This is a genomic window from Actinomadura sp. 3N508 (assembly GCF_044326375.1).
Classification (GTDB): domain Bacteria; phylum Actinomycetota; class Actinomycetes; order Streptosporangiales; family Streptosporangiaceae; genus Spirillospora.
The window spans coordinates 254,378-278,804 of the sequence record NZ_JBIRAX010000006.1; the positions used below are offsets into that span (position 1 = coordinate 254,378).

General features: G+C 73.8%; 24 protein-coding genes. 14 read left to right on the plus strand and 10 right to left on the minus strand.

Features of this window, described 5'->3' with window-relative positions; translation table 11 throughout:
- Positions 1 to 69 precede the first annotated feature (69 nt).
- The 8 genes from ACH34S_RS22915 (at position 70) to ACH34S_RS22950 (ending at position 7,907) form a co-directional block, all read left to right on the plus strand.
- On the plus strand, positions 70 to 1,047 hold the full coding sequence (locus ACH34S_RS22915) for an ornithine cyclodeaminase family protein (RefSeq protein ID WP_395954795.1): 978 nt from the start codon (positions 70 to 72) through the stop codon (positions 1,045 to 1,047).
- 63 nt (positions 1,048 to 1,110) lie between these two features.
- Positions 1,111 to 1,719, plus strand: a complete 609-nt coding sequence (locus tag ACH34S_RS22920) for a helix-turn-helix domain-containing protein (protein ID WP_395954796.1) — start codon at positions 1,111 to 1,113, stop codon at positions 1,717 to 1,719.
- A gap of 64 nt (positions 1,720 to 1,783) precedes the next feature.
- Positions 1,784 to 2,944 carry an NAD(P)/FAD-dependent oxidoreductase gene (locus ACH34S_RS22925; RefSeq protein ID WP_395954797.1) on the plus strand — a complete coding sequence of 387 codons (1,161 nt, stop codon included), beginning with the start codon at positions 1,784 to 1,786 and terminating at the stop codon, positions 2,942 to 2,944.
- Positions 2,941 to 3,207 carry a (2Fe-2S)-binding protein gene (locus ACH34S_RS22930; protein WP_395954798.1) on the plus strand — a complete coding sequence of 89 codons (267 nt, stop codon included), beginning with the start codon at positions 2,941 to 2,943 and terminating at the stop codon, positions 3,205 to 3,207. The genes ACH34S_RS22925 and ACH34S_RS22930 overlap by 4 nt, the downstream gene beginning before the upstream one ends.
- Complete coding sequence (locus ACH34S_RS22935) at positions 3,204 to 4,574, plus strand: NAD(P)/FAD-dependent oxidoreductase (protein ID WP_395954799.1); 1,371 nt, start codon at positions 3,204 to 3,206, stop codon at positions 4,572 to 4,574. Before ACH34S_RS22930 ends, ACH34S_RS22935 begins: the two co-directional genes overlap by 4 nt.
- A complete protein-coding gene (locus tag ACH34S_RS22940; protein WP_395954800.1) occupies positions 4,571 to 5,506 on the plus strand; it encodes a dihydrodipicolinate synthase family protein in 936 nt (311 codons plus the stop codon). Before ACH34S_RS22935 ends, ACH34S_RS22940 begins: the two co-directional genes overlap by 4 nt.
- Positions 5,506 to 6,507: a proline racemase family protein gene (locus tag ACH34S_RS22945; protein ID WP_395954801.1), complete on the plus strand. Its 1,002-nt coding sequence runs from the start codon at positions 5,506 to 5,508 to the stop codon at positions 6,505 to 6,507. The genes ACH34S_RS22940 and ACH34S_RS22945 overlap by 1 nt, the downstream gene beginning before the upstream one ends.
- The gene (locus ACH34S_RS22950) at positions 6,507 to 7,907 is read left to right on the plus strand and encodes an aldehyde dehydrogenase (NADP(+)) (protein ID WP_395954802.1); all 1,401 of its coding nucleotides are present in this window, start codon (positions 6,507 to 6,509) and stop codon (positions 7,905 to 7,907) included. Before ACH34S_RS22945 ends, ACH34S_RS22950 begins: the two co-directional genes overlap by 1 nt.
- 3 nt (positions 7,908 to 7,910) lie before the next feature.
- Here the strand turns inward: ACH34S_RS22950 and ACH34S_RS22955 are convergent, their stop codons facing one another.
- Positions 7,911 to 9,290, minus strand: a complete 1,380-nt coding sequence (locus tag ACH34S_RS22955) for an NADP-dependent succinic semialdehyde dehydrogenase (protein ID WP_395954803.1) — start codon at positions 9,288 to 9,290, stop codon at positions 7,911 to 7,913.
- A gap of 52 nt (positions 9,291 to 9,342) precedes the next feature.
- Entirely contained in the window at positions 9,343 to 10,386 is a 1,044-nt protein-coding gene (locus ACH34S_RS22960) for a lactonase family protein (RefSeq protein ID WP_395954804.1), read from the minus strand.
- Between the two features lie 233 nt (positions 10,387 to 10,619).
- Between ACH34S_RS22960 and ACH34S_RS22965 the strand changes: the two genes are divergently transcribed.
- Together ACH34S_RS22965 and pgi are read left to right on the plus strand one after the other, a co-directional pair.
- On the plus strand, positions 10,620 to 11,909 hold the full coding sequence (locus ACH34S_RS22965; RefSeq protein WP_395954805.1) for an MFS transporter: 1,290 nt from the start codon (positions 10,620 to 10,622) through the stop codon (positions 11,907 to 11,909).
- 145 nt (positions 11,910 to 12,054) lie between these two features.
- Complete coding sequence (pgi, locus tag ACH34S_RS22970) at positions 12,055 to 13,689, plus strand: glucose-6-phosphate isomerase (RefSeq protein WP_395954806.1); 1,635 nt, start codon at positions 12,055 to 12,057, stop codon at positions 13,687 to 13,689.
- A 19-nt stretch (positions 13,690 to 13,708) separates the two neighbouring features.
- Here pgi and ACH34S_RS22975 read toward each other — a convergent pair whose 3' ends face one another.
- The 6 genes from ACH34S_RS22975 to ACH34S_RS23000 form a co-directional block, all read right to left on the minus strand.
- A complete protein-coding gene (locus ACH34S_RS22975; protein WP_395954807.1) occupies positions 13,709 to 13,933 on the minus strand; it encodes an EF-hand domain-containing protein in 225 nt (74 codons plus the stop codon).
- Between the two features lie 32 nt (positions 13,934 to 13,965).
- Positions 13,966 to 14,730 (minus strand): sugar isomerase domain-containing protein, encoded by a 765-nt coding sequence (locus ACH34S_RS22980; protein ID WP_395954808.1) that lies wholly within the window; start codon positions 14,728 to 14,730, stop codon positions 13,966 to 13,968.
- Positions 14,723 to 15,160 (minus strand): PTS sugar transporter subunit IIA, encoded by a 438-nt coding sequence (locus ACH34S_RS22985; protein WP_395954809.1) that lies wholly within the window; start codon positions 15,158 to 15,160, stop codon positions 14,723 to 14,725. The genes ACH34S_RS22980 and ACH34S_RS22985 overlap by 8 nt, the downstream gene beginning before the upstream one ends.
- Entirely contained in the window at positions 15,157 to 15,459 is a 303-nt protein-coding gene (locus ACH34S_RS22990) for a PTS sugar transporter subunit IIB (protein WP_395954810.1), read from the minus strand. Before ACH34S_RS22990 ends, ACH34S_RS22985 begins: the two co-directional genes overlap by 4 nt.
- Before the next feature lie 29 nt (positions 15,460 to 15,488).
- Entirely contained in the window at positions 15,489 to 16,916 is a 1,428-nt protein-coding gene (locus tag ACH34S_RS22995) for a PTS ascorbate transporter subunit IIC (RefSeq protein ID WP_395954811.1), read from the minus strand.
- A 121-nt stretch (positions 16,917 to 17,037) separates the two neighbouring features.
- Positions 17,038 to 17,769 carry a GntR family transcriptional regulator gene (locus ACH34S_RS23000; protein WP_395954813.1) on the minus strand — a complete coding sequence of 244 codons (732 nt, stop codon included), beginning with the start codon at positions 17,767 to 17,769 and terminating at the stop codon, positions 17,038 to 17,040.
- 126 nt (positions 17,770 to 17,895) lie between these two features.
- On the opposite strand from ACH34S_RS23000, the gene ACH34S_RS23005 reads away from it, so the two are divergent.
- Positions 17,896 to 19,227, plus strand: a complete 1,332-nt coding sequence (locus ACH34S_RS23005) for a hypothetical protein (protein ID WP_395954815.1) — start codon at positions 17,896 to 17,898, stop codon at positions 19,225 to 19,227.
- Between the two features lie 87 nt (positions 19,228 to 19,314).
- A complete protein-coding gene (locus tag ACH34S_RS23010) occupies positions 19,315 to 20,460 on the plus strand; it encodes a carbohydrate kinase family protein (protein ID WP_395954816.1) in 1,146 nt (381 codons plus the stop codon).
- A 12-nt stretch (positions 20,461 to 20,472) separates the two neighbouring features.
- Here ACH34S_RS23010 and ACH34S_RS23015 read toward each other — a convergent pair whose 3' ends face one another.
- Positions 20,473 to 21,414, minus strand: coding sequence for a cupin domain-containing protein (locus ACH34S_RS23015; protein ID WP_395954817.1), 942 nt, complete (start codon positions 21,412 to 21,414; stop codon positions 20,473 to 20,475).
- An 82-nt stretch (positions 21,415 to 21,496) separates the two neighbouring features.
- Here ACH34S_RS23015 and ACH34S_RS23020 point away from each other — a divergent pair, with 82 nt between their 5' ends.
- Both ACH34S_RS23020 and ACH34S_RS23025 read left to right on the plus strand, forming a co-directional pair.
- Positions 21,497 to 22,345: an NAD(P)H-binding protein gene (locus ACH34S_RS23020; RefSeq protein ID WP_395954818.1), complete on the plus strand. Its 849-nt coding sequence runs from the start codon at positions 21,497 to 21,499 to the stop codon at positions 22,343 to 22,345.
- A gap of 31 nt (positions 22,346 to 22,376) precedes the next feature.
- Complete coding sequence (locus ACH34S_RS23025) at positions 22,377 to 22,880, plus strand: DUF1772 domain-containing protein (RefSeq protein WP_395954819.1); 504 nt, start codon at positions 22,377 to 22,379, stop codon at positions 22,878 to 22,880.
- A gap of 60 nt (positions 22,881 to 22,940) precedes the next feature.
- Here the strand turns inward: ACH34S_RS23025 and ACH34S_RS23030 are convergent, their stop codons facing one another.
- The gene (locus ACH34S_RS23030) at positions 22,941 to 24,356 is read right to left on the minus strand and encodes an alpha/beta hydrolase family protein (protein WP_395954820.1); all 1,416 of its coding nucleotides are present in this window, start codon (positions 24,354 to 24,356) and stop codon (positions 22,941 to 22,943) included.
- Between the last annotated feature and the right edge of the window lie 71 nt (positions 24,357 to 24,427).

Here is a 24,427-nt window from a genome sequence, read left to right on the forward strand (position 1 = left end):
AGTGATCGATAAGAACCGCTTGCCCTTTCGGCCTCGACAGCGCGGGAACGGGCTCGCGAGGATCGGATGATGGCCGATGTCCTGCTGCTTTCCGCCGCCGACGTGCGCGCGATCTTCGACCTTCCGGCGGCGATCGCCTCGCAGCGGGCCGCGTTCGGCGCGCTCGGCCGCCGGGAGGCGCGGCTCGCGCCCCGGCTGCTCCTGGACGGCCCGGACGGCGGCATCGCGTTCTGCTACGTGTCCCGCCTGCCCGGCACCGGCGCGGTGTCGAAGTTCGGCAGCGTCAACCCGGGCAACGAGGCGCGCGGGCTGCCGACCGTCGCGGCGCTGGTGACCGTCCAGGACCCGGTGGACGGACGGCCCATCGCGATCATCGAGGGCGAGTCGGTGACGACGCTGCGGACCTCGGCGGCGAGCGCGGTCGCCGCCGATCACCTGGCCGTACCGGACGCGTCCCGGCTCGCGGTGATCGGCTGCGGCGTCCAGGGCCGCGCGCACGTCCGGGCGATGGCGGAGGTCCGGCCGATCGGGCAGGTGGCGATGGCGTGCCGCCATCCGGAGACGTGCGACATCGCCGCCCGGCTGGCGGACGAGCTGGAGATGCCGGTGGAGACGGCGGCGTCGGTGCGCGCGGCCGTCGAGGGGGCGCAGATCGTCGTCACGGCCACGACCAGCGCGGAACCGGTCGTGCTCGGCGCATGGCTCGACCCCGGCTGCACGGTGCTGAGCGTCGGCTCCTTCGCCCCGGACCGGGCCGAGGTGGACGACGAGGTCCTCACCCGCGCGGCCCTGATCGTGGTGGACGACGTGCCGACCGCGCTGGAGCACGCCGGTCCGGTCGTGGCGGCGATCCGGGCGGGGCACCTCAGCCCGGAGCAGGTACGGCCTCTCGGGCCGATCGTCGCGGGCCTCGCCGCCGGGCGGGAGGCGGACGGCGACATCGTCTTCTACAACAGCGTCGGCGTCGGCGTGCAGGACACGGCGGCGGCCTCCGTCATCGTCGAGCGGGCGCGGGCGTCCGGCGCGGGGCGGCGCGTCGAGCTCTGACCCGCGCCCCGGTACACTTCGTTCGGTAATCCGAACGGAGATGGCCGGACGAGAGGGCTGGGCGTGGGCGCGTCAGGGGAGACGGTGCGGGACGTGCTGGCCGGCAACCTGCGCCGCGCGCGGCTGGAGCGCGGCCTGTCGCTGTCCGAGCTGTCCCGCCGGTCGAAGATCGGCAAGGCGACGCTGTCGCAGCTGGAGGCCGGGGCCGGGAACCCCACGATCGAGACGGTGTTCAGCCTGTCGCGCGCGCTGGAGGTCGCCATCTCCGACCTGCTGGACCACCGGGAGCCGTCCGGGCCGACCGTGGTGCGCGCCGCCGACGTCGAGGTGCTGCGCGGGGAGGGCGTCGACCTGCGCCCGCTGCGCGGCATCGAGTCCGGCGACGCGATCTTCGAGGTGTACGACCAGGTGGTCAGGGCCGGGTGCGCGCAGGACTCGGCCGGCCATGGCGGGACGGAGCACACGATCGTCCAGGCGGGGCGGCTCGGTGTCCGGGTGGACGGCCGCGACGTCGAGCTCGGGCCCGGCGACTACGTCGGTTTCGACGCCCGGCTGCCGCACGCCTACACGGCGCTCGGCGGGGACGTCCGGTCGGTCCTCCTGCTGCAGTACGGCGCCGACCAGCGGCTTCACACCGCGCCCTCGGAGCCGCCGCACCTGGTGAGGCGTTGACATCGCGCGGGCGCCCGACCTAGCCTCGAACCGTTCGGTTTAGCGAACGTTTCCTGGAGGGTGGATGACGCGGGTCGTGGTGGTCGGCGCCGGGATCGCCGGCGCGGCCTGCGCCCGCGAGCTGGCCCTGGCGGGCTGCGCGGTCACCGTCGTCGACCGCGCCCGCCCCGCCGCCGCGACGACCGCGCACGGCGAGGGCAACGTCCTCGTCTCCGACAAGGAACCCGGCCCGGAACTCGACCTCGCGAAGCTGTCCCTCCGGCTGTGGCCGCAGATCCTCGACGCGCTCCCGGACGGCGGGGGAGCGGAATGGGAGCCCAAGGGCGGCATCGTCGTCGCGACGACCGGGGAGGGAGCCGCCGCGCTCCGCGCGTTCGCCGCAGCCCAGCGCGACGCCGGAGTCGCCGCCGGGGAACTGGACGCCGCCGCGTTCGCCGAGGCCGAACCGCACGCCACCAAGGACATCGCCGCCGCCGTCCACTACCCGCAGGACGCGCAGGTCCAGCCGGTCGGCGCCGCGACCGCGCTGCTCGCCGGCGCCGTCCGCTCCGGGGCCGTGCTGGAGACCGGCCGCGAGGTCACCGGGGCCGTCACTCGCGGCGGCCGGATCACCGGCGTCCGCACCGCGACCGGCCTGGTGGAGGGCGACGCGGTCGTCAACGCCGCCGGGCCGTGGTCGGGCGAGGTCGCCGCGCGGCTCGGCGTCCGGCTGGACGTTCGGCCCCGGCGCGGCGAGGTGCTCGTCACGACGCCGATGCCGCCGACCGTCTTCCACAAGGTCTACGACGCCGACTACGTGGGCGCGGTCGGGAGCGGCGCGGGGGAGTTGCAGGCGTCCGCCGTCGTGGAGTCCACCCGCGCCGGGACGATCCTGCTCGGCTCGTCACGGCGGCGCGTCGGGTTCGACGACCGGCTCCGGCCGGGCGTGCTCGCGGTGATCGCGGGCAAGGCGCTGCGGCTGTTCCCGTCGCTCGCCGGAGTGCCCGTGATGCGCGCCTACGGCGGGTTCCGGCCCTACGTCACCGACCACCTGCCCGTGATCGGCCCCGACCCCGACCTGCCCGGACTCTGGCACGCCACCGGGCACGAGGGCGCCGGGATCGGGCTGGCGGCCGGGACCGCCGCCGTCCTGCGCGACCTCATGCTCGGCCGCGAGCCGGACGTCGACGCGACCCCGTTCCGCGTCGACCGGCCCGCCGTCCGGCCGGAGAAGGAGGTCGCATGAGCCCGGTGCGGATCACGGTGGACGGCGAGCCCGTCACCGGCGCCGAAGGCCGGACGATCGCGGCCGTCCTGCTCGCGTCCGGCCGCCGCACCTGGCGGACGGGCCCGTCCGGCTCCCCGCGCGGCGTGTTCTGCGGCATCGGCGTGTGCTTCGACTGCCTGGTCACGGTCAACGGCGTCCGCGACGTGCGGGCCTGCCGCCGCCGCGCCCGCGACGGCGACACGATCACCACCCAATCCAGGGCGGCAGGGGACGAGCGATGACCCGGCACGTGGCCGTCATCGGCGCCGGACCGGCGGGCCTCGGCGCGGCGGCGGGCGCCCTGCGCGCCGGGGCGGCGGTGACGCTGATCGACTCCGCCGGCAGGCCCGGCGGCCAGTACCACCGGGTGCCGTCCGACGCCTACGCCGTCGCGGCTCCCGTGCTGCGGCACCCGCGCTGCGACTGGTGGCCGGAGAGCACCGTCTGGTCGATCGAACGCCCCGGCGACGAGGGCGTGCCGCGGGTTCACGTGCTGCGCGGCGAGGCCGACGAGGACGACCGGGAACGCCTCGTTCTCGCCCCGGACGCGCTCGTCCTCGCGCCCGGCGCCCACGACCGCGTCCTGCCCTTCCCCGGCTGGGACCTGCCCGGCGTCTACACGGCGGGCGCCGCGCAGGCGCTGGCGAAGGGGGAGGGGCTGGCCGTCGGCGACTCCGTCCTGATCGCCGGTTCCGGGCCGTTCCTGCTGCCGGTCGCCGCGTCGCTGCTGGCGGCCGGCTCGTCCGTCCGGGCGGTGCTGGAGGCCGGAGCCGCGACGGCCCTGGCGCGCGGCTGGACGCGGCGACCCTGGGAACTCGCGGCGCACACCGCCAGGGCCGCGGAACTCGCCGGGTACGCGGCGCTGCTGGCCCGCCACCGCGTCCCCTACCGGACGGGCCGCGCCGTGACCGAGGCCCGGGGCGACGGACGTGTGGAAGAGGCGGTCACGGCGCGCCTCCGTCCAGACTGGTCGGTCGTGCCGGGCACCGAGCGCACCGTCCCGGTGGACGCGCTGTGCGTCTCCCACGGCTTCACCCCGCAGCTCGAACTCCCCGTCGCCGCAGGCTGCGCCCTCCGCGACGGCGCGTTCGTCGACGTGGACGCCGACCAGCGCACCACCGTCCCCGGCGTCAGCGCGGCCGGAGAGATCACCGGCATCGCGGGCGCGCAGGCCGCCCGCACCGAAGGGCTCCTCGCCGGATGGATCGCCGGGGGAGGCGCACCCGACGCCCCCGCCGCGGTCCGCACGCGCCGCCGCCGCGACCAGGCCCGCGCATACGCCGCGCGCCTCGCCGCCGCCCACCCCATCGGCGCCGCCTGGCCCGGCTGGCTCCGCCCCGGCACCGTCGTGTGCCGCTGCGAGGAGACCACCTACGGCGCCCTGCTCGACGCGTCCGGCGACCCTGCCCGCAACTCCGCCCACGCGATCAAGCTCGCGACCCGCGCGGGCCTCGGCCCCTGCCAGGCCCGCATCTGCGGCCCCACGATCGCCGAGCTGACGCGGACCGGCGGCAGCCCCCACAACCGGCCCGTCGCGCAGCCCATCCGGCTGGGCGAGCTGGCACGACCCCCGATCGAGAGCACCGACAGGAAGGGGAACGCCATATGAGCGACACCAGGACCACGAGCCTCGGCGGCGTCATCGTGGCCACGGCGCTGCCCTACCGCGAGGACGCCACCGCGCCCGCCGGGCTCGCCGTCGACTACGACGCCTACGCCGAGCACTGCGCCTGGCTGACCGGCAACGGCTGCCGCGGCGTCGGCCCGAACGGCTCGCTCGGCGAGTACTCGTCGCTGACCGGCGAGGAGCGCCGCCGCGTCGCCCGCACCGCCATCGACACGGTCGGCGGCGGCAACGGCGGCGTGGTCGTCGTCGGCGTGCACGCGCCGGGCTCCCACCAGGCGCGGCATTGGGCGGAACTCGCCGCCGAGGACGGCGCCGACGGCGTCCTGTGCCTGCCCCCGACCATGTACCGGGCCAGCCCCGGCGAGGTCGTCGCGCACTTCGAGGCCGTCGCGTCCGTCGGGCTGCCCGTCATGGTCTACAACAACCCGATCGACACCAAGGTCGACCTCACGCCCGGCCTCCTCGCCGAGATCGCGCAGATCGACGGCGTCGTCGCGGTGAAGGAGTTCTCCGGCGACGTCCGCCGCGTCCTGGAGATCAGGGAGAAGGCGCCGGGGCTGGAGGTCGTGGCGGGCGCGGACGACGTCGTCCTCGAATCGCTGCTGATGGGCGCGACCGGCTGGTTCGCGGGCTTCCCGAACGTGTTCCCCGCCGAGTCCGCGCTGCTGTTCGAGCTCGCCACCGCCGGGCGGCTGGACGAGGCCCGCGCCCTCTACGAGCCGCTCGTCGCCGCGTTCCGCTGGGACTCGCGGACCGAGTTCGTCCAGGCCATCAAGCTCGGCATGGACCGGGTCGGCCGCTACGGCGGCCCGTGCCGCCCGCCGCGCGGCCCGCTCACCGCCGAGCACCGCGCCGCCGTCACCGCCGACATGGACCGCGCCGTCACGGCCCTCGAACGGCGGAGGGCGGCCTGATGCGCTCGATCCGGACGATCAGCGCCGTCGACTCCTACGCCGAGGGCAACCCCGCCCGCATCGTCACCGGCGGCGTCGCGCCGATCCCCGGCGACACCATGGCTGCCAAGCGCCGCCACGCGATCGAGCACCTCGACGGCCTGCGCCGCTTCCTGATGGACGAGCCGCGCGGCCACTCGGCGATGAGCGGCGCGATCCTCCAGCAGCCCACCCGTCCCGACGCCGACTGGGGCGTCGTCTACATCGAGGTGTCGGGGTTCCTGCCGATGTGCGGGCACGGCACGATCGCGCTCGCGACCGTGCTGGTCGAGACCGGGATGGTCGAGGTGACCGAGCCGGAGACGATCGTCCGCCTGGACGCGCCCGCCGGGCTCGTCGAGGCCAGGGTCGCGGTGCGCGAGGGCCGGGCCGAGAACGTCACGCTGCGGATGGTGCCGTCCTTCCTCCTCGAACGCGACGCCGCCGTGGACGTCCCCGGCCTGGGCGAGGTCCGCTACGACATGGCCTACGGCGGCAACTTCTACGCGATCACCGAGCTGGACGCCCTCGGGCTGCCGTTCGACCGGTCCCGCAAGGACGACATCCTCCGCGCCGGGCTCGCCATCATGGCCGCGATCAACGAGACCAATCCGCCCGAACACCCCGAGGACCCGGGCGTCTCCGGCTGCAAGCACGTCCAGTTCCTGGCTCCGGGGTCGGACGCCGCGCACTCCCGCAACGCGATGGCGATCCACCCCGGCTGGTTCGACCGGTCGCCGTGCGGCACCGGCACCTGCGCCCGCATGGCGCAACTGCACGGACGCGGCGAGCTGCCCCTGAACACCGGCTTCGTCAACGAGTCGTTCATCGGCACCCGCTTCAACGGACGGCTCGTCGGCGCCACCGAGGTGGGCGGGCTGCCCGCCGTCGTCCCGGAGATCTCCGGGCGCGCGTGGATCACCGGCACCGCGAACTACCTGCTCGACCCCACCGACCCCTTCCCCGAAGGCTTCTCCTTCTGATGTCACCCAACGACGCCATCACCGCCGCCGTGTCCGCCGCGCCCGAGTGGGCCGGCGCCCCGCCGGAGACCCGCGCCGGCGCCCTGACGGCCGTCGCCGCCGCGCTGGAGGGCGCCCGCGCCGAGCTGACCGCCCTCGCCGACGAGGAGACGCGTCTCGGCGCGGCCAGGCTGAACGGGGAGCTGACACGCACGACGTTCCAGCTCACGCTGTTCGCCGAGCAGGTCAGGGAGGGCGCGTTCCACGACGCCCGCATCGACGCCGCCGACCCCGCCTGGCCCACCGGCCCCCGCCCCGACCTGCGCCGCTACCGGACGGCGGTCGGGCCCGTGCTCGTGTTCGCGGCGAGCAACTTCCCGTTCGCGTTCGGCGTCGCGGGCGGCGACACCGCGTCGGCGTGGGCGGCGGGCTGTCCCGTCGTCGTCAAGGCCCACCCCGGCCACCCGCGCCTGTCCCGCCGGACCGCCGAGGCGATCGCCTCCGCCGGGCTCCCGGACGGCGTGTTCGGCCTCATCGAGGGGGAGGAGGCGGGCGTCGAGGCGCTCCGGCACCCCGGCATCGCCGCTGCCGCGTTCACCGGCTCCCAGAAGGGCGGCCTGGCGCTGGCGAAGATCGCCGCCGGACGCCCCGTGCCGATCCCGTTCTATGGGGAGATGGGCAGCGTCAACCCGTCCGTGGTGACGCCCCGCGCCGCGCGGGCGCGCGGCGAGGAGATCGTGGAGGGGTATGCGGCGTCCCTCACGATGGGCGCGGGGCAATTCTGTACCAACCCCGGCCTCCTGTTCGCCCCCGCCGCCCTCCTCGGCCCGGCGGCCCGGCGGCTCCGCGAGATCGGCGCCGCGCCGATGCTGAACGACCGCATCGAGTCCGGCTACCTGACCGCGGCCGACGCGCTCGCCGCCCGCCCCGGCGTCCGCCGCATCGTCTGGCCGGACGACGGCACCTCCACCGCGCCCCGCCTGCTCGCCATGGACCTGGACGCCTTCAAGGCCGACATCGACGCCGCCGCCGAGGAATGCTTCGGCCCGCTGGGCCTGATCGTCACCTACGAGCGCCTCGCCGACGTCGCGGACGTCCTGACCAGCCTGCCCGGGCAGCTCACCGCGTCCCTGCACGCCGAACCCGGCGAGACCGGCGACCTCGCACCGCTGACCGCCGTGCTCGCCGGACGCAGCGGCCGCGTGCTGTGGAACCAGTGGCCCACCGGCGTGTCCGTGACCCACGCGATGCAGCACGGCGGCCCGTTCCCCGCGACGACCGCGCCGTCCGCCACCTCGGTCGGGACGGCCGCGATCGACCGGTTCCTGCGCCCGGTCGCCTACCAGGGCTGGCCGCAGGACCTCCTCCCGCCGCCGCTCCGGGACGACAACCCGTGGAAGATCCCGCAGAACGTCCGATGAAGGTCAGCCGACCCACACCGTCTTGGCGTTGCAGAACGCGTGCATGCCCTCGGCCGACAGCTCCCGCCCGTAGCCGGAGCGTTTCGTCCCGCCGAACGGCAACTCCGGATACGACGTCACCATGCCGTTGACGAACACCTGCCCGGCGTCCAGCTCCCGGACGAACCGCTCGCGCTCGGCGTCGTCGCGAGTCCAGGCGTTCGAGCCGAGCCCGAAGCCCGTCGCGTTCGCGATCTCCACCGCCTCCGACACCCCGCGGACGCGGAACACCGACGCGACCGGCGCGAACACCTCCTCGTGGTACATCCGCATGTCCGGCGTCACACCGGAGATCACGGTCGGCGGGTAGAACCAGCCGGGGCCGTCCGGGCGCTCGCCGCCGCACAGCACCGTCGCGCCCTTGGCGACCGCGTCGGCGACCTGGTCCTCCGCCTCCGCGCGCCCTCCCTCGTTGACGAGCGGGCCGATGTCGGTGGCGTCGTCCATCGGGTCGCCGACCCGCTTGGCGCGCATGTTCTCCACGAACAGCCGCTCGAACTCGTCCGCGCAGCCGATGTCGACGATGAACCGCTTCGCGGAGATGCAGCTCTGCCCGTTGTTGAGGCATCGCGACTCCGCCGCCGTCCGCGCCGCCGCCTCGATGTCGGCGGACGGCATCACCACGAACGGGTCGCTGCCGCCGAGCTCCAGCACCGACGGCTTGATCTCGCTCCCCGCGATCGACGCGACGGACCGCCCCGCCGGTTCGCTGCCCGTCAGCGTCGCGGCCTTCACCCGCGGGTCGCGCAGCACCCGCTCGACCTTGGACGACCCGATGAGCAGCGTCTGGAACGCGCCCTCAGGGAACCCGGCCCGGCGGAACAGGTCCTCCAGGAACAGGGCCGTCTGCGGGACGTTCGACGAATGCTTCAGCAGCCCCACGTTGCCCGCCATCAGCCCCGGCGCCGCGAACCTGATCACCTGCCAGAGCGGGAAGTTCCACGGCATCACCGCCAGCACCGGACCGAGCGGCTGGTAGCGGACGTAGGCGTCCCGCGCGCCCACCGCGCCCGCGTCTGAGGGGCGCCGGTCGGCGAGGAACTCCTCGGCGTGCGCGGCGTAGTACCGGCACGCCTTCGCGCACTTCTGCACCTCGGCCCCGGCGGCCTTCAGGGTCTTGCCCATCTCGGTGGTCATCATCGCGGCGATCTGCGCGGACTCCCGGTCGAGGATGTCGGCCGCCGCGTTCATCCATCCGGCGCGCTGCGCGATGTCGGTCGTCCGGTAGGAGGCGAACGTGCCCGCCGCCCGCGCGACGCGCCGGTCGACCTCCTCGTCGGTCAGCGCGTCGAAGGTCTTCTCGACCTCGCCCGTGGCGGGATTGGTCGTGGCGATCGTCGTCATGGCCCGGGACGTGCCCGGGGGACCGGGCCGGAAACACCCGCCCGGACGCCGCTCAGGCGGGGATCACGCACACCGGGGACGGCACGGTCAGCGGCGCCCCCACCGGCTCGGGGACGCCGTCCGCGCCGATCCGGAACGTCGTGATCGAGTCGCCGTGCTCGTTGGCGACGTGCATCCACGCGCCGTCCACGTGCAGGTCGCGGGGCCAGCCGCCGCCGGACGGGACGTCCGCGACCGGCTGGAGCGCCGCGCCGCCCTCCAGCACCCGGTGCGCGGTCACCACGGCGTTCCCCCGCGTGGAGGTGTAGACGAACCGGCCGCCGTCGCCGAGCTTGATCGCGGCGCACAGGGCCTCGCCGGCCACGGGCCCGGCCGTCGCGGGCGACTCCGCCACGACCTCCAGGCGCACATATCCGTCGACCGGGCGCAGCACCAGCATGGACGCCGACAGCTCCGCCACCACATGCACCTGCCCGCCCGGATGGACGACCAGGTGCCGCGGCCCGGACCCGGCCGGCAGCGGCGTCTCCCCGGTGAGCGCCAGCGCGCCGTCCTCGATCCGGAAGGCCCGGATCAGGTCGGCGCCGAGGTCGGTCGTCAGGATCGTCCCGTCGGGGGCGATCACGCTCGCGTGCGCGTGCGGGCCCTCCTGCCGGCCGGCCACCGGCCCGCTGCCATGCCCCTCCGCCACGTCGATCTCACCGGTGAACCCGCCGTCCGGACCCAGCGGGACGGCCCTGACCGTCCCGGACCCGTAGTCGGCGACGATCAGCCGCCCGCCGTCGGGCGTCACCGTCAGATGGCACGGCAGCGCCCCCGCCGCCCGCGCCCCGATCTCCCGGAGCCGCCCGCCGGACGCGCCGAACGCGCCTCCGCCGGACGCGTCGAACGCCACGATGCCGCCCTCGTCCTCCTCACGCACCGCGTAGAGGACGTCCAAGCGCGGATGCACGGCCAGATACGACGGGCTCACCGTCTCCGCGACGAGCTCCGGCCCCTCCAGGACGCCGTCGCCCCGCCGCGTCACCCGGTAGATCCCGGCGCCGTTCCCGGCCGCGCCGGTGTACGTGCCGACCCAGAACGCCCGCTCGCTCAACCCGGACTCCCTCCGCCGCAGCGGTCCGTCGCAGCAGTGATCGGTCCGCCCCGGAGCGGGGGCGGCCGAGGGCGAGCCTAGCCCCGGCCCCACGGCCGGATTCGCGCAGTGCCAGGTCACCTGGCCTATGACCAGCGCAAACGTGACAAAGCTCATACACTTCTCCGGTTTGGAACGCGCCAAGGAGCCCCGGCGTTCAATTCGCTTTGTACGACCTTTGGGGGTAGAAGACCTTGGCTTTCCCGGTGATGCTGCGCTCGCTGCGCCATCACAACTACCGGCTGTGGGCCGTCGCGGACCTCGTCTCGATCACCGGGACGTGGATGCAGGTCCTCGCGATGAACTGGCTCATCCTGTCCATCACGGGCTCGGCGACCAGCGTCGGGCTCGGCCTGGTCCTGCAGGCCCTGCCGACAATGCTGCTCGGCCCGTGGGGCGGCGTGATCGCCGACCGGCTGCCCGCCCGGTACGTCGTCGCGGCCGGGCAGGCGGTGCAGGCGCTGCTGTCCGGGGTCCTCGCCGTCATCGCGGCGGGCGACCCGTCCGGCACCGCGGGGCTGTACGCGATCGCGCTGGTGTCCGGCGTCGTCACGGCCATGACCTCCCCCGCCCTCGGCCGGTTCGGCGCCGAGGTCGTCGGGCCTGAGGACCTGTCCAACGGGCTGGCCCTCGGCTCGGTGCTCAGCTCCGGCGGGCGGATCCTCGGGATGAGCCTCGCCGGGGTCGTGATCCCCATCGCCGGCGTCCCCGGCGCGTTCGCGACGAACTCGGTGAGCTTCCTCGGCGTCCTGGTCGCCGTCGCGCTGATGCGCCCAAGGGAGCTGCACGCGCTGCCGCCGGCCGAGCCGGGGGAGCGGGGGGTCACGGCCGGGTTCCGGTACGTCCTCGGCTCGCCCAGGCTCCTGATCATGTTCGGGCTGGCGTTCGTGCTGGGCAGCCTCGGCCGCAACTACCAGGTCACCATGGCGGCGATGAGCCAGGGCCCGCTGGACGCAGGCGCCGGCGGGTACGGCGCGCTGTCGGTGGCGTTCGCCGTCGGGACCGTCCTCGGCGGCGTCTACGCGGCCTCCCGCGCCCGCCTCCCGCTCCGGCTGCTGCTGATCACGGCGACGCTGTGCGGCGCCGTGCAGATGCTCAGCGGCGTCGCGCCGAACCTGCTGCTGTTCGGCGCCGCGATGCTGCCGATCGCCGCGTCCGCGGTCGTCCTGGACACCACCGTCAGCACCCGCTCGCAGCTGGACAGCCCCGGCCACCTGCGCGGCCGCGTCATCGCCGCGCAGGGCATGGTCGGCGCCGCGTCCGGCGCGGTCGGCGGCCCGGCGCTGGGCGTGCTGTGCGACACCCTCGGCCCGCGCACGGCGCTGGTCTCCGCCGGAGCGGTCAGCCTCGCCGCGGCCGTCGCCGCCGCCTACGGCCTGGCCCGGGTGCGCCGGGCCCGCGCCGCCGCTGCCGCCCGCGCCGCGGCGCAGCCCGCCCCCGCCGCCGCGCAGCCGGTCCCCGTGCTGGCCGCCGAGCCCGGCTGACCTCGGGGGTCGCGCCGCTTCGCTGCGGGGGAGGGGGCGGTGCTGCTACGGTCACGCGCGGTCGACCTATGATCGCCGGTTGGGGACGGGGCGGCGCCGCGGGGGACGTCGGCGCGCCTCACCCGCCGAGGAGATGAGAGAGGCAATGGCAGATATCACCGAGTCGCCCGAGTGGTCCGCGCTGGCCGAGCACCAGGCGGCGCTCGCCGGGCGGCACCTGCGCGAGCTCTTCGCCGACGATCCGGGGCGCGTCGGCCGCATGACCGTGACGGCGGGGGACCTCCACCTGGACTACTCCAAGCACCGCGCCACCGCCGAGACGATGCGGCTGCTGGTCGCCCTCGCCGAGCGGGCCGGGCTGCGCGGGCGGATCGACGCGATGTTCTCCGGCGAGCACATCAACGTCAGCGAGGACCGCGCCGTCCTCCACACGGCGCTGCGGCTCCCGCCCGGCGAGGCCCTCACGGTGGACGGGCAGGACGTCGCCGCCGACGTGCACGCCGTCCTCGACAGGATGGCCGACTTCGCCGGACGCGTCCGCTCCGGCGAATGGACGGGCTTCACCGGCAAGCCCATCACCACCGTCGTCAACATCGGCATCGGCGGCTCCGACCTCGGGCCCGCCATGGCCTACGAGGCCCTCCACGACTTCGCCGGCGCGGGCATCTCCTGCCGGTTCGTGTCGAACATCGACCCGGCCGACATCGTCGGGAAGCTCGCCGGCCTCGACCCCGAGCGGACGCTGTTCGTCGTCGCGTCCAAGACGTTCGGGACGCTGGAGACCCTCACCAACGCCAAGGTCGCCCGCCAGTGGCTCGTCGACGGGCTCGGCGGCGACGACAAGGCCGTGGCCCGGCACTTCGTCGCCGTGTCCACCAACGCCGGGCGGGTCGCCGAGTTCGGCATCGACACCGCCAACATGTTCGGCTTCTGGGACTGGGTCGGCGGCCGCTACTCCTTCGACGGCGCCATCGGCCTCGCGCTGATGATCGCGATCGGCGGGGAGGCGTTCCGGGAGATGCTCGCCGGGTTCCGGGAGATCGACGAGCACTTCCGCAGCGCGCCGTTCGAGGCGAACATGCCCGTCCTGATGGGCCTGCTCGGCGTCTGGTACACCGACTTCTTCGGCGCGCAGACCCGGGCCGTCCTGCCCTACAGCCAGCGCCTCGCCCGGTTCCCCGCCTACCTGCAGCAGCTCACGATGGAGTCGAACGGCAAGTCGGTGCGGGCGGACGGCGCGCCCGTCGTCGCGCAGACCGGCGAGATCTTCTGGGGCGAGCCCGGCACCAACGGGCAGCACGCCTTCTACCAGCTCCTGCACCAGGGCACCCGGCTCGTCCCCGCCGACTTCATCGGCTTCGCCGAGCCGTTCGAGGACCGCGCGGGCATGCACGACCTGCTGATGGCGAACATGCTCGCGCAGACCTCGACGCTCGCGTTCGGCAAGACCGCCGAGGAGATCGCCGCCGAGGGGACGCCCGCCGCGGTCGTCCCGCACAAGGTCATGCCGGGCAACCGGCCGACGAGCACGATCCTGGCGCCGAAGCTCACCCCGAAGACGCTCGGCTCGCTCGTCGCCCTCTACGAGCACATCGTGTTCGTCGAGGGGACGGTCTGGGGGATCGACTCCTTCGACCAGTGGGGCGTCGAGCTCGGCAAGGTCATGGCGATGGACCTCGCGCCCGCGCTCACCGCGGAGGAACCGCCGCGGGAGACGCCGGACGCGTCCACGGCCGCGCTCGTCCGCACCTACCGCGCGCTGCGGGGCCGCCGAGTCTAGGCGCGGGAGCCCAGGGACCCTAGCCCTGGGCCTCCATGACGGCGCGGAACTCCTCGTAGGAGATGAACCCGTCGAGGTTGCTGTCGGCCTTCTCGAACCTGTCCTGCGTCTCGGAGCGCGTCCAGGACAGGCCGAGGTCCTCCAGGACGAGGGTGAACTCCATCAGGTCGAGCCTCTGGTCGCCGCCGAGGTCCGCGCGCGTGAAGACGGTGTGCAGGTCGTCCCCGGCCGGTGTGGTCGTCATCTCGCTCCTCGCTCCGGTCCGCCCGCCCCGCATCATCCCACAGGGCGGGGGCCGGACGGCCCGTTCCCGGTCAGCTCGGGGACGCGGTGCCGGTACCGCTCGAGCAGCGCGACGTTCAGCTCGTCGCTGCCGGGGACGTTCGCGCTCGTCCAGCGGAGCGGGGCCGCGCCGCGCGCCGCCGCCAGGTCGTCCAGGGCGGCCAGGACCCGCGACCACGTGTAGGCGGCGAGGATCGTGGACACCGCCGCCGTGCGCGGCGCCGCCGCCGGGTGCACGGCGTCGCCGGGCGGGACGCGGGTGTCGAGCACGATCGAGGCGTGGTCGGCGAGCGTCGTCGACGCCCGCGCCGCCGCGCGCCGCGACGCCCGCGCCGAGGTCACCGCGATCACCGGGACGCCCCGCGCGGCGCACTCCTCGGCGATCTCGACCGGGTACGGGTTGCGGCCGCTGGTGGAGAACACCACCGCCACGTCGGGCGGGGCGGGCGCGACCTCCTCGACCACGGCGCGGCCGACGCCGGCCTCGCGCTCGGCGCTGGTGCTCCGCACGGCGTCGGTGAGCGGGAAGACCCGCGGGTCCCACATCGGGCGGACGGCGGCGAGGCCGCCCGCCCGGTAGAACGTCTCCAGCACCATCGCCAGCGAGTGCCCCGCGCCGGCGACGTGCACGATCCCGTCCGCCTCGACCGAGTCCAGCAGCAGCCCGGCGGCTTCGCCGATCGCCTCGCCGGAGGCGGCGTCGAGGTCGTCCAGAAGGGTTCGCACCCGGTCGGGGTGCTGCTGCCGGGTCTCAGTCATCGGGAAGGGCCTCCTTGAGTGTGCGGATGAGGTCGTCCTGGCCGGACGCGGCGCGGAGCCGGCCGGCCAGCCCGCCCGACAGGGCGCGGGCCACGCCGGACAGCGTCCCGACGTGCGCGTCCGGGTCGGGCGTGCAGAACGCGAGGAGCAGGTCGACGGGATCGTTGTCGGGGTGGCCGAACTCGACGGGCGTCGCCAGCCGGGTCACGCCGACGCCGACCGCGAGCCCGCCGTCCTCCGGGCGGGCGTGGACGAGCGCGAGCCCCTTCGTCAGCACGATGTACGGGCCGTTCTCCTCGACCACCCGGACGCACGCGTCCGGGTACCCGTCCCCGGCCGCGCCCGCGTCGACCAGCGCTGAGGCCGCCTTCCGGACGGCCTCCCGCCAGTCGTTCGCCGTGATCGCGTCGGTCGCGGTGACGATCGTCATGAAAGCCAGCCCTGCGCGGTCAGGTGCTCGCGGAGCTGTGCCTCCAGGCCCTCCTTGTCGAGGAAGTCGCTGATCGTGATGACGACGGGCGCGAGATCGGCGATCTCGCTGGTGTGCATGCCCTGGCCGATCACCACGTCGGGCGTCATCCCGCGCGCCGTGGACACGTCGGTGTTCTCCACCCGGGCGTCCACGCCGAGCGAGCGGAGCGCGTCCTCGGCGGTCATCTTGAGCATGAGGCTGGAGCCCATGCCGACGCCGCAGACCGCGAGGATCTCCAGTTGCCGGTCGATTGCCATGTCGGTCCCTTTTCCCCTTCGGATGGTGGTCAGGCCTTCGCGGGGGCCTTGTCGTCGGACGCCGGGCCGGTGCCCTCGCGGCGCTTCTCGGCGCGGCCGAGGATCAGCAGCGTCGCGACCGTCGCGGCGAGCGCGACGGCGGGCACGGCCCAGACCGAGGCGTCGCCGATGACCGGGTCGACCGCCTTCAGCAGCCACGCGATCGCGTACCAGTCCGGGTCGGCGAGGGTGGCGAGCTCCGGCGCGGTCTTCTCGAACAGGTCCCAGGTGACGGCCTGCCCGATCGCGAGGATCAGCCCGGTGATCACGCCGCCGAGGACGGCGCCGCGCCAGCCCGCCACCACGTTGCCGAACAGCCCGGCCGCGCCGCCCACGAAGAACAGCATGATCATCGGCGGGGCGAGGGTGAACCAGCCGATCCCGGCGAACACGCCCAGGCAGACCAGGAACACGCCGGTGGAGGCCACGAATCCGACCATGACGGCGGTCGGCGCGACGGGGAACACGGTGGGCGCGTCCAGGGCGGGCCGGGTCCCCGGGATGACCTTGTCGCTGAACCCCTTGAACGCCGGGACGATCTCGCCGAGGAACATCCGCACGCCGAACAGCAGGATCGCGATGCCGCCCGCGAACCGCAGGCCGACCAGCAGCGCCCACACCCATGGGGACAGCTTGGGGTCCAGCTCCGCGGCGGCCTTGCTCACCACGCCGTCGTCGGCGAGCGCGACCCCGATCAGCATGATCACGGAGATGATCAGCGCGGTGCTGACGTTGACGTCCTTGAAGAACGACAGCTGGCGGGGCAGCTTCAGCTTCTCGGTGTCGTGCTTCTCGCGGCTGCCGAGCGGGCGCGCCGCGTACCCGGTGATCAGGCAGGCGAGCGAGCTGGTGTGCGCGAACCCGAACCGGTCGTCCGGCATGACGCGGCGCATCAGCGGCCGCATCCACAGCGGCTGGACGGTCCAGTACGCGGCGACGAACCCGGCCCCGCACAGCACCAGCGTGAGCTGGTCGGCGCCCGGCGCGATCGTCACCAGCGACGCGACCGTCACCGTGCTGACCCAGAACATCAGGTGCCCGGTCAGGTACAGGTACCGGGCCGCCGGGAAGAGCCGCACGATCAGCACGTGGACGAGGAACGCGACCGTGATGACCAGCGCGACGGTCCCGCCCTGGTCGGTGAGGAAGCCGGCCAGGGTCTTGTCGGCCTTCGGCGGGGTGGTGCCCATCGCGCTGGCGAGGACGTTCTGGAAGCTGGTCAGCCCGCCGGTGAACACCTCGACGCCGATGAACAGGATGACCACGCCGATCGTGGCGCGCAGCGCGCCGGCGAAGACGTCCTCGAACCGTTTGCGCTGCAGGATCAGCCCGATCAGGGTGATGAGGCCGATCAGGATCGGCACCTGGCCGAAGACGTTGTCGGCGAGGAAGGTGAGGATGTCCTTGATGACGTCCATGGTGAAGTCGCCTCACTTCTCGGGGGTGGGGTGGTGCGCTGTCGCCCCCGTCAGCGCGGTTGGACGGCCGTAGGCCCGGAACGGCGGTCGGTGGTTCGGTGGATCTAGTGATTCGGTGGATCTAGTGGTTCGGTGGTCTGAGATCGAGCTCCAGGCGGTACCGGTCGCCGCGGTAGACGGACCGGACGTATTCGAGCGGCCGCCCGTCCTCGTCCCTGGTGATCCGCTCGAACAGGAACGCCGGCGTGTGCACGGGGACGCCCAGCTCGGCGGCCTCATCGGCGGTGGTGACGGTCGGCTCGATCGTCTCGGTGCCCGAGGCGATCACGATCCCGCCGCCGCGCAGCAGGTCGTAGAACGACTGGCCCTCCAGGTCCTGCCGGCGCAGGCCGGGCAGCAGGGACCGCGGCAGGTACAGCGTCTCGATGGCCATCGAGGCGCCGTCGGCCAGCCGCAGCCGCCGAATGGTAAATACCTCTTCGATGGGTGACAGGGCCAGCCGCCTGCCGATCCGCGCCCCCGCGGCTTCCGTGCGGAACGACAGAACCCGGCCGCCGGGTTTCATCCCGCGCCTGATCATGTCCTCGGTGAACGACGTCATGGTCAGCGACACCGCGATCCGGGGTTCGGCCACGTAAGTGCCGCTCCCGTGCCGCCGGTCGAGCAGGCCATCTGCGACGAGCCCGTCGATGGCCTGCCGCAGGGTGGGCCGCGACACGCCGAGTTCGGCGGCCAGCCGGCGCTCGGACGGCAGGGCGTCCCCGACGTCCAGGCCGTCCAGCATCGCGAGCAGCTCGCGGCGCACGGTCTGCCGTTTCGTGCCCCCGGACCGGGACTCGCCGGTGGATGTCACGCCGCTCACCTCCCTCGATGCCGTTCCTGTCGTGGCACACGGTATGTCCCGAAATGCTACTGGTCAATACCAATCTGGCGATCTTTGCCATGGTCATGGCCACGGCGGGCGTCCTACCGTCGCGGAATGAGGAATCTCGCACGCGGCGCCCTGGCGCTCACGCTCCCGCTGGTCCTGCCCGCGGCCCTGTGCGCGGCCCCGGCCCATGGGGCCCCGTCCGGGCCGTCCGCCCTCGACGGGTGGCGGCTGGTGGCGGACGAGCCGTTCAACCGTCACCTGGACGATCGGAAGGCCCCCTGGAAACCGGACGGCGACGGCCCGTCCAGCCCCTACAACGTCGACATGTACGACAACGACGGCGCCTACTTCGACACCGTGGGCGGTCCGGCGTTCCGGCGGCAGCTCGCGAAGATGAAGACCTACCGCAAGTCGTTCGCGTTCGGGAAGCGCGGCTGGCTCACCGCCGAGCTCGCCGCCCGCGACGCCGACGGCGACGGCCGCCCCGACGCGCCGCCGACGCTCACCTCCCGCGGCGGCGTCGCCCACCTGGACGAGCCGGCCCACCAGGCGGGCGTCGTCATCCGCTCCTCGCGCGACCTGCCCGCCGAGTACCGGGTCGAGATGACGCTGCGCGGCCTCGACTTCGGCGGGCAGCGCGGCGGCTCGTGGGACTACCCGGACGGCCGGATCAACGGCTACTCCCCGGAGGGCTGCAAGACCAACTTCCCCTGGGCGTCCGGCGGGGACTTCGCCAGGCCGGAGTGCGAGTGGGCGAACGTCCGCACCGACTCCAACGGCTTCTACTACATGTCGATCATGGACTACCGGCAGGTGGCGCCGCACAACAACGTGTTCGTCCACGGCCACCGCAAGGTCGCCATGGACGGCTACAACCGCTACAAGTACACCGGCTCCGGCCTGCTGTACTGCAACCCCGTCACCAAGCGGTACGAGCCGTACTCCGCCGGGACCGGCAACGGCGTCAACGCGCTGTTCATGACCGACGACCGCCGCTACCCGGCCATGCCGGGCACCGAGTACCTGATGCAGAGCGAGTGCGGGTTCAGGAAGGGCGGCGCGATCGTCTCCGCCGCCGACATGCGGCCCGAACTGCTGCCGGAGCACCCCTACACCTTCGCGATCGAGCGGCGCGGCGGCGCCTATACGATGGAGATGTCCGGAGTGTTCGCGCATGTGGGCCGTGCGACGTTCCGGTACACGCGGTCGTTCGTCCAGGACGGCGAGCCCATCTGGCACTACAACCAGCGGCCGGAGGAGTACGACGGCCGGTTCAACGCCGACTGGACATGGAAGGGCCCGGGCGGTGAGCTCACCGACCACGACACCTGGCCCGCCGGGTCCGCCTACCCGGACCGGTTCATGATCGGCGACCCGCACATGAATTTCTACGAGGGGACGGCGGAGGTGGACGATATTCGCCTCTACGTCCCGGAGTGATTGTCGGCGGCGTCGGCTAGGTTCCGTGGGAACGCGCCAAGCGAGGGGGCCCGTGATGCGGCGGAAGACGTGATTCCACACACCACCATGCCGAGCCGACCAGGCATATCGGGCAGGCGGGGCGTGCCGCCCGAGCCGTCCCTCGCCGACCCCTGCGCCGAGCGGGAGCCGGCGGGCGAGCGGCTGCACGGCGGCGAGTCCGGCGCGCCCCTGGCGCTGGACGTGTTCCTGTCCGGCCGGGTCTTCATGGACATGATCTTCACCGGGCTGCCGGGGCTGCCGCCGCCCGGCACCGAGATCGTCACCGACGGGCTCGGCTCCGCGCCCGGCGGCGTCGCCAACATCGCCATCGCGATGAGCCGGCTCGGCCTGCGCGTCGGGCTGGCCGCCGAGTTCGGCGACGACATGTTCGGCGCCTACCTGTGGCGGACGCTCGCCGAGCAGGAGGGCGTCGACCTCGGCCTGTCCCGGCGGGTGCCGGGCTGGTCCTCGCCGGTCACGGTGTCGATGGCCTACGACTCCGACCGCAGCATGGTGACCTACGCGCGTCCCGTCCCGGCTCCGCCCGGCGGCCCGCCGGAGGCGCCGCCGCCCTCGGCGCGGGCGTGCTTCGTCGACGTCGACCGGCCGCTGCCGCCGTGGGCCGCCGCGATGCGCGAGCGCGGCACGCTCGTCTTCGGCGACCTCGGCTGGGACCAGACCGGCGCCTGGTCCGCCGAGGTCCTCGACCGCCTCGACCACGTGGACGTGTTCCTCCCGAACGCCGCCGAGGCCATGGCCTACACGCGCACGGACACCCCCGCCGACGCCGCCGAGGCCCTCGCCGGGCGCGTCCGGGTCGTGGTGGTCAAGCGCGGCGGCGACGGCGCCATCGCCGTCGACTCGGCGACGGGGGAGCGGGCCGAGGTCAGCGCCCTGCCGGTCGAGGCGCTCGACCCGACCGGCGCGGGCGACGTGTTCGCCGCCGGGTTCGTGTTCGCCACCCTCGCGGGGCTCTCCCTCGCCGAGCGGCTCCGGTTCGCCAACCTGTGCGCCGGGCTGTCGGTACGGCACCGCAGCGGCTCGCTCGGCTCGCCCTGCTGGGGCGAGATCGCCGCGTTCGGCGAGTCAGGCGACGTCCCCGACTCCGTCCTGGCCGACTACGCGTTCGTCATCCCGTTCATCCCGGCCGCCGCCGACGAAACGGTGGAGACGGTCGTCCGCGCCGAGCCCACCCTCCGCAAACCGCGGTAGGAGCTGGGAGCTTCAGGCGGTCGCGAGGCCGGTGCGGTACTCCTGGGGGCTGACGCCGTGCTCGCGTTTGAAGGCGGTGCTCAGCGCGAACGCGTTGCCGTAGCCGACCTGGCGCGCCACCGCCTCCAGCGTCGCGTCGCTCTCGCGCAGCAGGTCGGCGGCCTGGGCGAGGCGGACGCCGGTCAGGTACGACATGGGCGGCTCGCCGATCTGCTTCGCGAACCGCTGCGCCAGCGCCGCACGCGAAACGCCGACCTTGGCCGCCAGGTCGGCGACCGTCCACGGGTGGGACAGGTCGTCGTGCAGGAGCCGCAACGCCGGGCCCACGACCGCGTCGCCGTGCGCGCGGTACCAGCCGGGCTTCTCGGCGTCCGGGCGGGAGAACCAGGCGCGCAGCGTCGCGATGAGCAGCAGGTCGAGGAGCCGGTCGAGGACGACGTCCTGGCCGGGCTCGTCCTTGCCGATCTCCTCGCCGAGCACGTCGATGAGCGGCGACCGCCACGTGTCGCCGCGCACGATCGCGATCGGCGGCAGCGCGGACAGCAGCCGCTGGGTGACCGCGCCGCGCATCTGGTACGCGCCTATCAGCATGACCGTCGAGCCGTCGGGGGCGTTGCCCCAGGCGCGGACGCCGAGGTCCATCGCCTCGGACATGGGCGTCCCGTCGGGGGTGGTGCAGTGCTGCCCCGGGTGGATGACGATCTGCGGCTTGGTCACCGGGTCGTCGCTCACCGTGTACGGGTCGGGGCCCCGGAAGATCACCATGTCGCCGGGGGAGACACGCTGGGGGTCGCCGTCGTCCGGGATCAGCCACGCGTCGTCGCGCACCATGGACATCAGCGAGATCGGCGCCTCGTCCTGGATCCGGATCGACCAGGGCGGGTTCAGCGACGCGCGGAGCATGAACGCTCCGCGGGCACGCGGGCCGTCGAGGAGGTCGGTGAGCGCGTCCATGGGATTCAGCGTAGACGCTCGCGTATGCGGGCGAGCTTCTCAACGATGGTGGCCGGGACCGCCCGGCTGTTGACTTAAAGGCATGACGAACAACGCGCAGAACATCAGCGAGAACGGCCTCACCCTCGTCCTCGGCGGGACCGGCAAGACGGGCCGCCGCGTCGTCGAGCGGCTGGAGGCGCTGGAGGTCCCGGTCCGCATGGGCTCGCGGTCGGCGACCCCGGCCTTCGAGTGGACGGACGAGACCACCTGGGCCCCCGTCCTGCGGGACGTCGAGAAGGTCTACCTGTCGTACTACCCCGACCTCGCCGCGCCCGGCGCGGTCGACGCCGTCCGCGCGTTCACGGCCGCGGCGGTGGACGCCGGCGTCCGGCACGTGGTCCTGCTGTCGGGGCGGGGCGAGGAGGAGGCCGAGGAATGCGAGCGGATCGTCCAGGAGTCCGGCCTCGCCTGGACGGTCCTGCGGGCGAACTGGTTCGCGCAGAACTTCAGCGAGGACTACCTGCTCGACCCCGTCCGCGAGGGCGAGGTCGTCCTCCCGGCCGGTGACGTCCCGGAGCCGTTCGTGGACTGCGACGACATCGCGGACGTCGCCGTCGCGGCCCTCACCGAGGCCGGGCACGCGGGCGAGGTCTACGTGCTGTCGGGCCCGCGCGCGCTGACCTTCGCCGAGGCCGTCGCCGAGATCGGCCGGGCCGCCCGGCGCGACGTCGCGTTCATCTCCGTCCCCGTGGACGACTACACCGCCGTGCTCAGGCAGCAGGGCCTGCCCGAGGACCTCGTCGAGTTCCTGAGCTACCTGTTCGGCACCATCCTGGACGGCCGCAACTCGCAGCCCGCGGACGGGGTGAAGCGCGCGCTGGGCCGCGAGCCGAAGGACTTCGCCGACTACGCCCGGGACACCGCGGCCAGCGGCATCTGGTCCACCTGACCCCACCGCTGAGAAGAAATGGAGCATGACGATGACATCCGCACTGGCCGCCGTCTCGGTGACCCTTTCCATCATCATGGCCGCCGGAATGGCCGGGACGTTCTTCGGCTTCTCCACCGGCGTGATGCCGGGCCTGAACGCCGTGCGCCCGGCTTCGGCGATCGACGCCATGCAGGGCATGAACAGGAAGATCCAGAACCCGGTGTTCATCGCGATGTTCCTGCTGGTCCCGGTGCTGGCGATCGTTGCCGGGGTGCTGCTGCTGACGCTCGACCAGGACTCGGCGGCCGTCCTGTTCTTCGTCGCCGGCGGGGTGTACTTCGCCGGCGCGCTCGTCCCGAGCTTCGCGGTGAACATCCCGCTGAACAACGCGCTGGACGCGGTCACGGTCCCGGAGGACGAGTCCGAGGCGGCGAAGATCTGGTCGGCCCACTCCCGCCGCTGGACGGCCTGGAACACCCTCCGCGCCCTGTTCAGCTGGGCGAGCGTCCTCGCGATGAGCCTCGGCGTCTACCTCTGGGGCAGGAACGGCTGACACCGATCGCGCCGAGGAAACGCGGCCCGCGCTCCGTCCGGAGCGGGGCCGCGTTCTCGTTCAGGGGAGGAGCAGCCCCCAGTAGACCGCCCAGGGGACGAACACCAAGCCCGCCGTGACCAGCAGCCCCAGCCGGGCGCGCTCGCCCGCCGGGACGGTCGCGGCGGCCCGCCGCCACGCCACCGCCGTCACGATCCCCGCGCCGACGGCCGCGACGGCGAGCGCCTGCAGCACCAGCCACGGCAGCGGCCGGCCCGCCAGGACCGGCCCCGGGTCCGGCGACCGTCCGGCGGCCATGAGGTAGAAGATGTAGACGAGCAGGCCGATCACCGAGGTCAGCCCGGCCGTCGCGAGCAGCCGCGCCCACCGGCTCACCGGCCGCACCGTCCGTCCGCGGAGCCGCCGCACCAGGGCCACCAGCGGATAGCCGGTGAACGCGACGACGAACAGCGCGAACGCCGCGACCTGCATCTGCCACGACGCCCACCATGGCGACGGTGAGATCTCCACGCTCGCGTAGTCCTGCTTCGGCGGGGTCGCGGTGCCGGCGGCCGGCGGCCGCCCGCTCGTCACGTCGCGTACCCAGGAGCCGACGAGATCTGCGTAGCCGGGGGCGAGCGCCTCGCCGCGGGTGACGCCGCCGTCCGGGGTGACGTGCGCGGCGTGGTCGGCGTCGGCGAAGAAGCGGAAGGTGTAGCGGGGGTTGCCGCCGCGGCGGAGCGCCCGCGCGAACAGCGGCGGGTTGTCCTCGGGCGGGGTCTGGAGGTCGCGTGCGCCCCAGACGCCGAGCAGCGGCTGCCGGACCCGGGCCAGGACGCCCTGCGCGTCGAAGAACGCCTCGGCGAACAGGCCCGCGTCCGCGCCGAGCCGGGCGAAGTTGTGCTTGCCGTGCTCGATCAGCGACCCGGACACGCCCGCGCGGCGCAGCGCGGACGTCTCGTTCCAGACCTGCTGCCGCATCGGCGTCATGGCGTTGCCGCCGACCACGATCACGAACGCCACGTCCGCGGACCGGGACGCGGCGAGCGGCGCCACCCAGCCGCCCTCGCTGAGCCCCCACAGCCCGACCTTCGCCGGATCGACGCCGGGACGGGCGCGCAGCGCGCCCACCGCCGCGAGCGCGTCGTCCGCGAGCTCGGAATAGGACCGGCGGAAATCGCTGTAGCCCACGGATCTCTTGTCGTAGATCAGGACGGCGAGGCCCCGCCGCGCGAACTCCGTCGCCTCCGTCAGCAGGTGCTCGCGCGGCACGCCCGCGCCGGACCCGGTGACCAGCACGACGCCCGGCACGGGCCGGGCGGCCTTCGCCGGCGCCAGCACCGTGCCGTGCAGCGTGAGGCCACCGAACCCGTTGAAGCTCACGTCGGCGGAGGTCAGGCCGGGCGGCGCCGGGATCGGGCCGGACGCCGAGGCCGGGACGGCGCCCAGCAGGACGCCGGCGAGGAGTGTCAACGCGACCGTGATTGCTCTCGTCATGCCGAGCACGGTAGACCGCAGAGAAAACTCTGCAAAGAGTTCTCTGCAAAGATCCGTCTGTAGTACTAGAC